Raw genomic sequence first — 13914 nt, 5'->3', positions numbered from 1 at the left:
AAGCCCTATCCGGTTTCCCGGACCGTCCTTTTCGAAGAGCTCAGCGACCGCATGACCGACGTCGACACGCCACCGCCCGCCGAGAAGGGCGCCGTCGCCGAGCTGATCGAGATCATCAAGACCGTCGCCTATGCGCTGGGCATCGCCCTGGTGCTGCGGGTCCTGCTGTTCCAGCCCTTCACGATCCCGTCGGCCTCGATGGAGCCCAACCTCTATCAGGGCGACTACATCATCGTGTCGAAGTTCAGCTACGGCTGGAGCCGCCACTCGATTCCGTTCAGCCCGCCAATCATCCAGGGCCGGATCTTCAATCACGCGCCCAAGCGCGGCGACATTATCGTCTTCAAGCTGCCGCGCGATAATCGCACCGATTACATCAAGCGTCTGATCGGCCTGCCAGGCGACAAGATCCAGATCCGCGGCGGCGCTGTCTTCATCAACGGCAAGGAGCTGCCGCGCAAACCGCTGCCGCCGGCCCTGGTCGACACCGGCTATGGCTTCACCCAGCAGGTGCAGCGCTTCGAGGAAACCAACCCCGAAGGCCGCCAGTACAAGACCCAGGACTTCGGTCCGGACAGCCGCGGCGACAACACCGGCGTCTATACGGTGCCGGCCGGCTGCTACTTCTTTATGGGCGACAACCGCGACAACTCGGCCGACAGCCGCTTCGATCCGGGCGTCTCGCCGTTCAAGACCAGCGCCTGCAAGTGGGACTACGAGCTCGACCAGTACATCGGCGACGAGGTCGGCGTCGGCTTCGTGCCGGAAGAGAACCTGGTCGGCCGCGCCCAGATCATCCTGCTGTCGTGGAACGCCGAAGCTAGCCTGTTCAAGCCCTGGACCTGGTTCCTCGACGCGCGTCCCAGCCGCTTCTTCCACGTGCTGAAGTGATCTTTCGTCATGGATAGACGGGCCGCCGCCGTCGGCGACCTGGAGCGCCGGATCGGCCATCAGTTCGAAGACCGGGAACTGCTCGAGCGCGCCCTGACCCACGCCAGCGTTGGCGATGGGGCCAAGAAGGTTCGCGACAACGAGGTGCTCGAGTTCATCGGCGACCGTGTCCTGGGCCTGCTGGCCGCCGAGGCCCTGGCCCAACGGTTCCCGAAGGCCAAGGAGGGCGAGCTCGCGCCGCGCCTGAACGCCCTGGTCAGCCGCGAGACCTGCGCCCGCGTAGCCCGCGCGGCCGAGCTTGGCCCGGCGCTTCGGCTGTCGGCCTCGTCCAGCAAGATCGGCGGGCGCGAGACCGAGTCCATCCTGGCTGGCGCCACTGAAGCCTTGATGGCGGCGCTGTATCAGGACGGCGGCCTCGATGCTGCGCGTCGGGTGTTCCTAAGCCTGTGGGCCGACGAGTTCGATCGGGCGGGCGAGGGGCGTCCGCGCGATCCCAAGACCGCCCTGCAGGAATGGGCCCAAGGCAAGGGGCGGCCGCTGCCGACCTATCGCGTGCTGGACCGCACCGGTCCCGACCATGCCCCGGTCTTCACGGTCGAGGTGGTGGTGGCGGGCGTCGATCCGGCCATCGCGAAGGGCAAGTCGCGCCAGGAGGCTGAAAAGGCCGCCGCCAAGGCGCTCTTGGAGCGCGAGCGCGCGCTCTAGGCCTAGAACGTCAAGAACATGCCGATGACGGCGGCCGCCATCACGGCGGTCGCCAGCCAGCCGAAGACCTTCTGCCCGGGCGTGGCCACGAAGACGCCCATCTGAGTCTTGCGGCTGGCGACGATCATCATCGCGGCCATGATCGGCACCGAGATGACGCCGTTGATCACGGCGCTCCAGAACAGCGCCTTGATGGGATCGAAGCCCGAATAGTCGACCAGCAGGCCCACCACGATCGCTGCGGCGATCACGATATAGAAGGCCTTAGCCTCGGTCGGCTTGTGTTCGAGCCCGCATTTCCAGCCTCGCAGTTCGCCGAGAGCGTAGCCTACGGAGCCGGCTAGCACCGGCACCGCCAGCAGGCCGGTGCCAACAACGCCCAAGGCGAACAGGAAGAATGCCAACTCCCCGGCGACCGGGCGCAACGCTTCGGCCGCCTGTTCTGAAGTCTGGATGTCGGTGACACCGTGCGCGTGCAAGGTCACCGCGGTGGTCAGGATGATGAAGAAGGCGATCAGGTTCGACACGCCCATGCCCACCAGGGTGTCCCAGCGGATGCGCTCCAACTCTTCCGGAGCGTCCGCCGGATCCTCGATCAGCGGCGCCTCGCCCTTGGCCTCTTCGTCCTCGACCTCCTCCGAGCTCTGCCAGAAGAAAAGGTAGGGGCTGATCGTGGTGCCGAACACGGCGACAACCACGACGATCCAGCCGCTCTTGGGCAGTTGCGGCGCGATCGTGTGCAGCGCGACCTGAGCCCAGTCGATCTTCACCGTGAAGACGACGGCGACATAGGCGAACAGCGCCATGGTCAGCCACTTCAGCAGCTTCACATAGCGGTGGTAGGGCACGAACACCTGCAGGCCCAGGCTGACGATCGCGAAGCCGATGGTCAGGGCGTGCTCGTTCCAGCCTGTCACGAGGCGCGCCGCCGCGCCCATCGCCGCCAGGTCCGCGCCGATGTTGATCGCGTTGCCGATGAACAGCAGGACCACCAGGCCCATCACCGCCCAATTCGGGAAGACCCGGGCGAGGTTGGTCGAGAGACCATGCCCGGTGACCCGGCCGATCCGGGCGCTGATCGACTGGATGGCGACCATCAGCGGATAGGTCAGCACCACCGTCCACAGCATGTTCAGGCCAAACTGGGCCCCAGCCTGGGAATAGGTCGCGATACCGCTGGGATCGTCGTCGGCCGCGCCGGTGATCAAGCCTGGGCCTAGCGTCTTTAGGACCTTCGGCGTGGGCAGGGCTGAGTCTGTCGAGCTCATGCGGTCTCCCGAATCCGTCGCGCCGAGTTGATGGGAAGACCAATGCCTAGCTTAGCGGCGATCACAAGGCAGGCTGGACGGGATTTTCCGATCTAACGGTGCTACACGCACGCTCAATGACTGAAACCACCTCCCAAACTCGCGCCGGCTTCGCGGCCATCATCGGCGCGCCGAACGCCGGCAAGTCCACCCTGGTCAACCGCATGGTCGGGGCCAAGGTCTCGATCGTGACCCAGAAGGTCCAGACCACGCGCTTCCCCGTGCGCGGCGTCGCCATCGCCGGCGACACCCAGATCGTCCTCGTCGACACCCCCGGCATCTTCAGCCCGCGCCGCCGGTTGGACCGCGCCATGGTCCGCGCCGCCTGGGCCGGCTCGGAAGAAGCCGAAGCGACCGTCCACCTGGTCGACGTGCAGGCCGAACTGGCCGCCCGCGCCGACAAGGCCACGCCCGGCGAATACCGCTCGGCCCAGGACGTCCAGACCATCATCGAGGGTCTGAAGGCCGCTGATCGCAAGGTGATCCTGGCGCTGAACAAGATCGACGGCGTCAAGCGCGACACCCTGCTGGCCGTTGCCAAGGACTTCTTCGACACCGGCGTCTACACCGATGTCTTCATGATCAGCGCCGCGACCGGCGCGGGCGTCGATGACCTGACCGCCAAGCTGGTCACCATGATGCCGGAGGGGCCCTGGCTCTATCCGGAGGACCAGACCGCCGACCTGCCGGCCCGCCTGCTGGCCGCCGAGATCACCCGCGAGAAGGTCTACCTTCGCGTCCACGAGGAGCTGCCCTACGCCGCCACTGTCGAGACGACCGCCTTCGAGGAGCGCAAGGACGGCAGTGTCCGCATCGAGCAGACCATCCTGGTCGAGCGCGACGGCCAGCGGGTGATCGTGATAGGCAAGGGCGGTCAGACCTTGAAGTGGATCGGTCAAGCCGCGCGCGAGGAGCTCTGCGAAATCCTGGACCGCAAGGTGCACCTGTTCCTGCACGTGAAGGTCAAGGAGAACTGGGCCGAGGAGCGGGGCCTGTTCAGCGATATCGGGCTCGACTTCGATGTTTGACGCGCCCGCGCCGGTCGTCGATCTCGACGCGTACTTCAAGCGCATCGGCTATGACGGTCCGCGCGAAGCGACCTTGCCGGTGCTGCGCGCTCTGACGCTCAAGCACCCGGACGCGATCCCGTTCGAGAACCTCGACGTGCTGCTGGGGCGCGGGATCAGCATCGTCCCGGCCGATATCGACGCCAAGCTGATCGCGGCTGGGCGGGGCGGCTACTGCTACGAGCAGAACGGCCTGCTGAAGCGTGTCCTGACGGCGCTGGGCTTCCGGGTCGAAGGCCTGATGGCCCGTGTCCAGTGGCTGGTTCCCGAGGGCGCGCCGCCGCGTCCGCGCTCGCACATGGTGCTGGGCGTGCAGCTGGATGGCGACACCTGGCTGGTCGACAACGGCTTTGGCGGCTGCGTGCTGACCGGGCCGCTGAAGCTGTTCTCGGACGATGTCCAGGACACCCCGCACGGCCAGTTCCGGATCGTCGATGTCGAACTTGGCGGCGTGGCGGAGCGGCAGGTCCAGGCCAATCTCTCGGGCAAGTGGGCGCCGCTCTACCAAGTGGCCAAAGGCGCCTGGGCCGACATCGACTACGAGCAGGCCAACTACTTCACCTACACTCACCCCAGCTCGCATTTCACCTGGAGCATGACGGTCGGCCGCACCACGCCGACCGCGCGCTACGCCCTGAAGAACAACCGCTTCACCCATCGCGACGTCACCGGCGCGGTGGTCGAGCAGCGGGACCTTTCGGTCGACGAGCTGGAAGCGACCCTGCGCGACGTGATCGGCCTTCCTGTCGCGCCCGACTGGCGTCCGGCGCTGGAGAAGGTCGTGGCCTGGGGGACGCCGTCCTAGATGGAGTGGGAGGACGAAGCCTACGTCCTGTCCGCCCGCGCGCACGGCGAGACCGGCGCGATCGTCGAACTCCTGACCCAGGATCGCGGCAAGTTCGCCGCCCATGTGGCCGGCGCCGCTTCGCGCAGGATGAAGCCGTTCCTGCAGCCTGGCGCGCGGGTCATCGCCCGCTATCGGGCTCGCGTCTCCGACCAGCTGGGCTCGGCGAGCCTGGAGCCGATGGGCGAGGGGCCCTCTTCGCTGTTCGATGACCGCCTGGCGCTGGCCGGTCTGTCGGCCGCCGCCGCGGTGGCCGCGGCGGCTCTGCCGGAACGAGAGGCCCATCCCGGCGCCTTTCATGCGCTTGAGGCTCTGATCCGCGTGCTGGAAGTCCCCGAGATCTGGCCCGCCGTCTATGTGCGCTACGAAGCCGGGCTGCTGCAGGAGCTGGGCTTTGGCCTGGACCTCTCCAGGTGCGCGGCGACCGGAGTCTTCGACGACCTAGTTTATGTCAGCCCGCGCACCGGCCGCGCGGTCAGCCGCGAGGCGGGGCGGCCCTATCACGACAAGCTCTTGCCGCTGCCGCCGTTCATGCTGTCCTCGCAAGGCGGTCTGGCCGAGGGCGACGTGAAGGCCGGCCTCGACATCACCGGCCATTTCCTGGAGCAGTTCGTGTTCGGCCCGCTGAACCGACCGCTGCCCCCCGCCCGACTATGGCTGCTGGATCGCCTGGCCGAAGCCGGCAGGCTTTAAGAACCGTCACACAGCGACGCTATCGCGAAACTCTCGTTTCTGGAGTTTCGCCATGTCCGTTCTCGACCGCTACGCCCTCAGCCGCCGTCGTCTGCTGACCGCGTTCGGCGGCGCAGCGGTCACCGCCCTGTCGATCCCGCTGGAGAGCGGCAAGGCATTGGCTCAGCCGATGTTCCGGACCTATCCGTTCCAGCTGGGCGTCGCCTCGGGCGACCCGTCGCCGGACGGATTCGTGATCTGGACGCGCCTGGCGCCCGAGCCGTTCGAGATCGGCTACGGCATGCCGATGGCGCCGGTGGCCGTCGATTGGGAAGTCGCCGACGCCGCCAATATGCGCAACGTCGTCGCCAAAGGAACGACGATCGCGCCGCCTGAGCTGGGCCATTCGGTGCACGTCGAGGTCGCTGGCCTGCAGCCGAACCGCGACTACTGGTACCGCTTCACGGCCGGCAAGGAGCGCAGCCTGGTCGGTCGCGCCCGTACGACGCCAGCGCTTGGCGCGACGCTGGATCGCGTCCGCTTCGCTGTCGCGGGCTGCCAGCACTATGAGAGCGGCTACTACACCGCCTATCGCCGCCTCGCCGAGGAGAATCCCGACTTCGTCTTCTGCTACGGCGACTACATCTACGAGGGACGGGGCAACCGCGTCTCGAACGGCTGGAACGGACCGACCGAGAACGTCCGCCAGCACTTCGGCTCGGAAATCTACAGCCTGGACGACTACCGACGCCGCTACGCCCAGTACAAGATGGACGCCGACCTGCAGGCCGCCCACGCCGCCGCGCCCTGGTTCACCGTCTGGGACGACCACGAGACCGACAACAACTGGGTCGGCGAGCTGGACCAGGACGGCACGGATCCGAAGCTGTTCAACCTGCGCCGGCAGGCGGCGGTCCAGGCCTATTACGAGAACATGCCGCTGCGCGCGTCGAGCTTCCCGGTCGGGACGTCGCTGCAGATCTACCGCCGCGCCGCGTACGGCCAGCTCCTCAACCTGAACCTCCTCGACACCCGCCAGTTCCGCACCGACCAGCCCTGCAACGACAGGCAATCCTGGTGCGATGCGATCACATCCCCGAAGGCCGAAGTCGTGGGCGCGGGTCAGGAGAAATGGCTGATGGACGGCCTGACCGGCGGCAAGACGACCTGGAACGTCATCGCTCAGCAGGTGATGATGATGGACCTCGACCGCGATCCAGGGCCCGGCGTGATCGTCAACCCGGACTCCTGGGCCGGCTATCGCATCCCGCGCGGCCGCCTGCTGGGCAAGATCCGCGACGCCAAGGTCGGCAATGTCGTCGTCTTGACCGGCGACGAGCACCAGAACTTCGCCGGCGACCTCTATGTCGATGGGACCAAGCGCGAGGCCGCCCCGATCGCCTCGGAATTCGTGGTCACCTCGATCACGTCGGGCGGCGACGGCAACGACCAGCGCGACGAGTTCGCCAAGATTCAGGCCGCCAACCCGATGCTGAAGTTCAACAACAACCAGCGCGGCTATGCGATCTGCGAGGCGACGCCCAAGGCCTTCGTCACCGAGTTCAAGGTGCTGGATGCGGTCACCCGGCGGGATGGAAAGCTCTCCACCCGGGCGAAATGGGCTCTGGAGGACGGAAAGCCGGGGATCGTTCAGGCGTAACGCCTCGAATCGTCGAGGGGATTTCTGCTAGACTCCTTCCCCGGAGTAACGAATCCCCTCGATGAACAAGCCTGTCCTTCCTCCCCCCGGCGGCCCCGGCGACGGCGACCGCATCCTCGACGAGCCGCTGACCGAGGCCCTGTCGCGCCGCTATCTGGCCTATGCGCTGTCGACCATCGGCTCGCGGGCGCTGCCCGACGTGCGCGATGGCCTCAAGCCTGTGCACCGTCGCGTGCTGTACGCGATGAGCAACATGCGCCTGAACCCGGACGCCGCGGCCCGCAAGTGCGCCAAGGTGGTCGGCGAGGTGATGGGTAACTTCCACCCGCACGGCGACCAGTCGATCTACGACGCCCTGGTGCGCCTGGCCCAGGACTTCGCCCAGCGCATCCCGCTGGTCGAAGGGCAGGGCAACTTCGGCAATATCGACGGCGATAACGCCGCGGCCATGCGCTACACCGAATGCAAGATGACGGAGGCGGCGACGCTTCTGCTGGACGGCATCGACGAAGACGCGGTCGACTTCCGCCCGACCTATGACGGCCAGGACGAGGAGCCGGTGGTCCTGCCGTCGGGCTTCCCGAACCTCTTGGCCAACGGCTCGTCGGGCATCGCGGTCGGCATGGCCACCTCGATTCCGCCACACAACGCCGCCGAGCTGATCGACGCCTGCCAGCTCTTGCTGGCCAATCCCGACGCGACGACCGAGGAGCTACTGGAGAAGGTTCCGGGTCCCGACTTCCCGACCGGCGGCGTCATCGTCGAGCCGCGCGCCAGCCTGCTGGAGACCTACGAGACCGGTCGCGGTGGTGTGCGCATCCGCGCCAAGTGGGAAAAGGAGGACACCGGTCGCGGCACGTACCAGATCGTCGTCACCGAGATCCCATACCAAGTGAAGAAGTCGGATCTGGTCGAGCAGCTCGCCGACCTGATCGACAGCAAGAAGGCGGCCCTGCTGGGCGACGTCCGCGACGAGAGCGCCGAGGACATCCGCCTGGTCCTTGAGCCCAAGTCCAAGAACGTCGAGCCCGAAGTGCTGATGGAGAGCCTGTTCAAGCTCTCGGCGCTGGAAAGCCGTTTCCCGGTCAACATCAACGTCCTGGACGCGCGCGGCACCCCGGGCGTGATGGGCCTCAAGCAGGCCCTGATGGCCTTCCTGGCTCACCGCCGCGAGGTGCTGACCCGTCGCGCGCGCCATCGCCTGGCCAAGATCGAAGCCCGCCTGCACATCCTGGACGGCCTGCTGATCGCCTATCTGAACCTCGACGAGGTCATTCGGATCGTCCGCTACGAGGACAAGCCGAAGGAAAAGCTGATCGAGACCTTCGCGCTGTCGGACATCCAGGCCGACGCCATCCTCAACACCCGCCTGCGCCAACTGGCCAAGCTGGAGGAGATGGAGATCCGTCGCGAGCACGCCGAGCTGGTCGAAGAGCGCGACGGCATCCTGGCCATGCTGGCCAGCGAGGCCAAGCAATGGAAGCTGGTGGGCGTGGGCCTTTCAGAGGTCCGCGCCACGCTGCTGAAGATCCAGCATCCGCTGGACAAGGCGCGTCCGACCGGCGTCACGGGCCGTTCAATCTTCGCGGATGCTCCCGTCGTCGACGCCGACGCCGCCATCGAGGCCATGATCGTCCGCGAGCCGATCACGATCATCCTGTCCGAACGCGGCTGGATCCGCGCGGCCAAGGGCAAGGTCGACGATCCGTCCGAGCTGAAGTTCAAGGAAGGCGACAAGCTGGGCTTCCTGGTCCCGGCGGAAACCACCGACAAGCTGCTGATCTTCTCCAGCGATGGCCGTTTCTTCACCTTGGGCTGCGATAAGCTTCCCAGCGCCCGAGGTCATGGCGAGCCGGTGCGGATGATGATCGAGCTGGACGACAAGGTGAAGATCGTCGACGTCTTCCCGTTCAAGGCTGGGCGCAAGCGCATTCTGGCCTCGAAGCTGGGTTACGGCTTCCTGATGCCCGAGGAAGAAGCCCTGGCCAACCGCAAGGCCGGCAAGCAGGTCCTGACCGTCGACGCCGCCGGCGCGGCCTTCTGCATGGAAGCGGTCGGCGACCAACTGGCCGTGATCGGCGACAACGGCAAGATCCTGATCTTCCCGATCGAGGAACTGCCGGAGATGCCGCGCGGCAAGGGCGTCAAGCTTCAGTCCTACCGTGAGGGCGGCCTGCGCGACGGCCTGTCGTTCAACGCAGAGACCGGGGCCTACTGGATCGACACCGCCGGCCGCCGCCGCGACTGGGCGGAATGGAAAGAATGGGTCGGTCGCCGGGCGGGCGCGGGCAAGTTGGCGCCCAAGGGCTTCGCCACCAACAAGCGGTTCAAGCCGAAATGATCGGAAGGGGGCTGCGTCGCCTTGCGCTGGGCTTCGTGGCCGGCGTCTTCGGCTGCGCGGCCCTCGCCGCGACTCCGGCGCTCGCCCTGCAGCGGGCCAAGCCGGAGGAGGCCGGCTTCAACGCCGAGCGGCTGAAGCGACTCGATGAGCACATGCAGGCGATGGTCGACCACGGCCAGATCGCCGGCGGCGTCACCCTGTTGGCGCGCCATGGCCGCGTGGTCCACGCCAAGGCTTTCGGCGCGCGCGAGCTGGGCGGCGAGCCCATGCCGATGGACGCCATCTTTCGCATCCGCTCGGAGACCAAGCCGGTCACGGGCGTGGCCATGATGATCCTGTACGAACAGGGTCTCTGGAAGCTGGACGACCCGATCAGCAAGTACGTGCCGGAATTCGCCAACCTCCGCATAGCCAGCGGCGTCGACGCGGATGGGCAGCCGATCCTGACCCCCATCTCGCGCCCGCCCACCATGCGCGAGCTGATGACCCATACGGCGGGCTTCGCCTACGGCATCGCCGACGATCCCAACAGTCCTCCGGACCAGGCCTATTATCAGGCTGGCGTCCTGCAGTCGGGATCTCTGGAGGAACTGGTGCGCAAGGTCTCCGGCCTGCCGATGTTCTCCGAGCCTGGTCAGCTGTGGCGCTACAGCGTCGCCGCCGACATCCAGGGCTACATCGTTGAAAAACTGTCCGGCGAGACCCTGCCGGTGTTCATGGAGGAGCACATCTTCGCGCCGCTGGGCATGAAGGACACGGCCTTCTATGTGCCAGCCGAGAAGATAGGGCGGCTTGCCGCGCTCTATGACGGGGATCCGGCGACCGGAAAGCTCGTTCCCGCCGTCGAAGGCGCCTGGCGTGACGTCAGCCGGTTGCCGGCCGCGCCGCTAGGCGGCGGCGGTTTGCTATCGACCGCCGAGGACTTCGCGCGCTTCGCCCAGATGATCCTGAACAAGGGCGAGTTCGCGGGCGTGCGAATCCTGAAGCCCGAGTCCGTGGCCCTGATGACCCAGAACCACCTGCCGCCCGGCTTCGTGGTGACGACCAACGGCACGACGGGCGTCTTGAAGCCAGGGCCGCGTCCTTTCCCGTTCGCCGCCGGCATGGGCTATGGCCTGGACGTGGCCGTGGCCGTCGATCCAGCCGCGTCGGGCGCGCCGGTGGGGCCAGGCACGATCAGCTGGGGCGGCAGCGCCGGCACCTGGTTCTGGATCGATCCGGCCAACGACCTCTTCTTCATCGGCATGATCCAGCGCCTCGGCGGCGTGGGGCCTGGTCTGGACGCCCAGTCGCGCAGCCTGGTCTATCAAGCGATCGAGCGTCCGCCTCAGGTCGCCATGGCGCCGCCGCAGGGGCAGCGACCGACCAAGCCGGCCAACAAGCCGACCTTCGCGCGCTAGCGCGCTCAAGAAAAAGCTCCCCCCGCGAGGCGAGGGGAGCTTCTCCGCGAGCGCTCGGGGCTGATCCTAGGCCGCGAAGAGGATGTCACCCCCGTCGGTCACCTTGCCGACCGTGAGGCCGGTGACGCCCGCCAGCCTGATCAGGCCATCGCCAGAGTCCAGCCCGGCCACGCCGTTCTGGTGGAAGACGTAGGTGTCGCCGTTCCACTCGAAGACGGTGTTGCTGTTGGCCGCCGTGGCGCTGGCGTAGGCGGCCAGGGCGTCGTCGAAGGTGGCGGTGGCGACGAAGGCGATCTGCTTCTTCTGACCGGGGCCGACCACGCCGGCGAAGCTTAGGTTGTCAAAGCCCTTCTGGAAGTCGTCGATCACGGCGATGTCGGTGACCTTGCCATTGGTCATGTGCAGCCCGGCGAAGGCGCCGATGTCGACGCTGTCGTAGCCGGAGCCGGTGGTGATGCGGCCGTCGAGGCCTTCGATCATGACGATGTCGTTGCCCGCGCCGGTGTCTATGTGTCCGCGCATCACGCCGTTGTCGACGATGACGGTGTCGTTGCCGCCGGCCGTGCGGATGTGCTTGCCGGCGTCCAGGCCGCCGGGGCCATCGGTGATGATTGGCTTGATCAGGTCATTGCCGTCGCTGGCCAGGACATGAGTGTTGTCGTCCGGCGCTTGGTTGTAGGCGTCGACGTTCCAATCGTGGGCGAAGCGGGCGCTTTCGCCCGGCAGGCCAGGATCCGAAATCCCGCCCAGTTCGTAGTCGCCGCCCGGGCCGTAGATCGAGTAGAAGTGGTCGAAGGGGACGCCCTTGCCGGTCACCGCGACGCCATTCAGATAGGCGCGCACGGCGTCCGCGTAGGGGCCGTAGCCGCCTTTCATGGCTTCGGCCATCAGGGCGCCGACCATGGCCGCGCGGCTGCCGATCCCGTTGCCGCCGTCGCCTCCCAACTCGACGAAATATTCTCCGCGCGTATAGGTCCCCCCACGGCCGTTGGGCACGTCCGCGTCCAGATAGGCGAGGGTGGCGTCATGCGACAGCGGCGCGCCGAAGAGCTTGAGATAAGCCTTCTGCAGCGTCGCATACATCGTCCCGTTCTCGCCGTACGTCTCGATGAAGTTCGCGCGGCCATCGCCGTTTTTCGCCAGGTTCACCGCGAAGTTGATGTAGCGGTTCGTGGTGTCGAACTTCGCATAGTAGGCGCTGTTCAGGTTGTTCGGGTTTCCGCCCGTGGGGGACACCATGTAGTCCAGCCCGGCCGTGGTGAGCGGCAAGTCGACGATAAACCCGTAGGCCATCACCGCCACGGCGGTCGTGGCCTTGGCGCCGTCCATGATCCACTGGACGGCGGAAGCGTAGGTCCAGCCATCGCCCATCATGCCGTTGCGCGCGGCGTCGATGCCGCCGGCCATCATGTTCAGTTGAGCGGCCGCGTCGGCGGTAAGCTCCGCATTGGCGGGAATGCGATGAACGTTGCGATAGATGCTGATCAGATTGGCGAGCGTGGCCATCGGTTGCCTAACATGTCTATTTCGTAATCCCTCGTGCAGTAAGAAATATACATGAACGCCGTTCGGTCAATCGGGCTCGACATTAAATAACCGTCACCGTTTGGTGCGACGGGAGGCTGAGCGCCGCCCGTTCAAAAAGCGGTTTCAACGTGGCGACACGCGCTCTAAGGTCGTGTCAAACATATGTTCGGGAGGATGTTTTGGCGTTTCGGAAACTGATCGGGACGGTCCTGGCCGCGACCATGATCGCGGGCGCTCCAGCGATCGCGGCGGCCCCCAAGACCACGACTTTTGTCGCCGCGTCTCCCGAGAGTGTTGGCTTTACGCGCGAGGGTCTCGCCAAGCTCGACGCCCATATGCAGGGCCTGGTCGATACGGGCCATCTCCCCGGCGTGACCACCATGCTGGTCCGGCACGGCAAGGTCGTGAACTACCAAGTCCACGGCAAGAAGGGCTTCGACGGCCCGCCGATGACCAAGGACACGATCTTTCGGATCTATTCCCAGACCAAGCCGGTCACGGGGGTGGCCATGATGATCCTCTACGAAGAGGGCAAGTGGCAGCTGGACGATCCGGTCAGCAAATACATCCCCGAGTTCGCGTCTCTGCGCGTGTTCAAGGCGGTCAATCCCGACGGCTCGTTCGACACCGTCCCCGCCGACCGTCCGCCGACTATGCGCGAGATCATGAGCCACTCGGGCGGCTTCGCCTATGGCCTCGTTCCCGATAACCCCATCGACAAGGCCTATGCGCGGAACGTGCTGGCCGCCCGGACGCAGCAGGAGTTCGTCGACAACATCGCCAAGCTGCCTCTGGTCGCCCAACCCGGGACCCGTTGGAAGTACAGCGTCTCGGTCGATATCCAGGGTCTGATCGTCGAGAAGCTGTCGGGCATGTCGCTGGGCGACTTCATGAAGACGCGGATTTTCGAGCCGCTGAAGATGACGGATACCGGCTTCTGGCTGCCGGCCGAGAAGATGGATCGCTTGGCCTCGCTCTACTTGTGGAGTCCGAAGGAGCAGAAGCTGGTCCCGGCCAGCGGCTTCATGGTGCTGGACATCACCAAGCCGCCGGTCATGGCCTCGGGCGGCGGCGGTCTGGTCTCGACCAACGCCGACTATGCGCGCTTCGCCCAGATGCTGCTGAATGGCGGGACCTTGGACGGCAAGCGGATCCTGAAACCCGAGACCGTCAAGCTAATGCGCACCAACGCGCTGAGCGACACGATCATGAATTCCGACGTCCCGCCGTTCAACACGGCCAAGGGGCGGGGCTTCGGTCTCGACTTCGCCGTCGTGCTGGATAGCGCCAAGGCCGGTCCGCAAGGCGAGGGGACCTTCAGCTGGGGCGGCGCCGCCGGCACCTGGTTCTGGATCGACCCCAAGAACGATCTCTTTTTCCTGGGAATGATCCACATCCTGAACAAGGACGGCGATCCGGCGATCAAGGACATCGACGACGACAGCGCCAAGCTCGTCTACGACGCGCTCAAGGACCCCAAGAAATAGGCCTTAAGGCCAA

General features: G+C 66.2%; 11 protein-coding genes. 9 read left to right on the top strand and 2 right to left on the bottom strand.

From position 1 onward, the window contains the following. Positions 1-51: 51 nt before the first annotated feature. Positions 52-891, top strand: a complete 840-nt coding sequence (lepB, locus tag CSW60_RS03370; protein ID WP_099535912.1) for a signal peptidase I — start codon at positions 52-54, stop codon at positions 889-891. A gap of 9 nt (positions 892-900) precedes the next feature. Further along, a complete protein-coding gene (gene rnc, locus CSW60_RS03365) occupies positions 901-1596 on the top strand; it encodes a ribonuclease III (protein WP_099535911.1) in 696 nt (231 codons plus the stop codon). Between the two features lie 2 nt (positions 1597-1598). On the opposite strand, the gene CSW60_RS03360 is transcribed toward rnc, so the two are convergent. Then, positions 1599-2864 carry an Nramp family divalent metal transporter gene (locus CSW60_RS03360; protein WP_099535910.1) on the bottom strand — a complete coding sequence of 422 codons (1266 nt, stop codon included), beginning with the start codon at positions 2862-2864 and terminating at the stop codon, positions 1599-1601. A 116-nt stretch (positions 2865-2980) separates the two neighbouring features. Between CSW60_RS03360 and era the strand changes: the two genes are divergently transcribed. The 6 genes from era to CSW60_RS03330 all read left to right on the top strand — a co-directional run bounded on the left by era (position 2981) and on the right by CSW60_RS03330 (position 10887). Continuing rightward, positions 2981-3931 (top strand): GTPase Era, encoded by a 951-nt coding sequence (gene era, locus CSW60_RS03355; RefSeq protein WP_099535909.1) that lies wholly within the window; start codon positions 2981-2983, stop codon positions 3929-3931. Then, the gene (locus CSW60_RS03350) at positions 3924-4775 is read left to right on the top strand and encodes an arylamine N-acetyltransferase (protein ID WP_099535908.1); all 852 of its coding nucleotides are present in this window, start codon (positions 3924-3926) and stop codon (positions 4773-4775) included. The genes era and CSW60_RS03350 overlap by 8 nt, the downstream gene beginning before the upstream one ends. Next, the gene (recO, locus tag CSW60_RS03345) at positions 4776-5507 is read left to right on the top strand and encodes a DNA repair protein RecO (protein ID WP_066680959.1); all 732 of its coding nucleotides are present in this window, start codon (positions 4776-4778) and stop codon (positions 5505-5507) included. Positions 5508-5559: 52 nt separating this feature from the next. Next, complete coding sequence (locus tag CSW60_RS03340; protein WP_099535907.1) at positions 5560-7146, top strand: alkaline phosphatase; 1587 nt, start codon at positions 5560-5562, stop codon at positions 7144-7146. Between the two features lie 61 nt (positions 7147-7207). Further along, on the top strand, positions 7208-9487 hold the full coding sequence (gene parC, locus CSW60_RS03335) for a DNA topoisomerase IV subunit A (protein WP_099535906.1): 2280 nt from the start codon (positions 7208-7210) through the stop codon (positions 9485-9487). Next, positions 9484-10887 carry a serine hydrolase gene (locus CSW60_RS03330; RefSeq protein WP_099535905.1) on the top strand — a complete coding sequence of 468 codons (1404 nt, stop codon included), beginning with the start codon at positions 9484-9486 and terminating at the stop codon, positions 10885-10887. Before parC ends, CSW60_RS03330 begins: the two co-directional genes overlap by 4 nt. A 66-nt stretch (positions 10888-10953) precedes the next feature. On the opposite strand, the gene CSW60_RS24205 is transcribed toward CSW60_RS03330, so the two are convergent. After that, the gene (locus tag CSW60_RS24205) at positions 10954-12393 is read right to left on the bottom strand and encodes a hypothetical protein (RefSeq protein WP_099535904.1); all 1440 of its coding nucleotides are present in this window, start codon (positions 12391-12393) and stop codon (positions 10954-10956) included. A gap of 242 nt (positions 12394-12635) precedes the next feature. On the opposite strand from CSW60_RS24205, the gene CSW60_RS03320 reads away from it, so the two are divergent. After that, positions 12636-13901, top strand: a complete 1266-nt coding sequence (locus CSW60_RS03320; protein WP_236634255.1) for a serine hydrolase — start codon at positions 12636-12638, stop codon at positions 13899-13901. Positions 13902-13914 lie beyond the last annotated feature (13 nt).

Origin of the sequence: Caulobacter sp. X, assembly GCF_002742635.1 — a bacterium.
In the GTDB taxonomy this organism is placed as follows: Bacteria; Pseudomonadota; Alphaproteobacteria; order Caulobacterales; family Caulobacteraceae; genus Caulobacter.
Note: the sequence above shows the minus strand (reverse complement) of the source record. Positions and strands in the feature narration are given on the sequence as shown.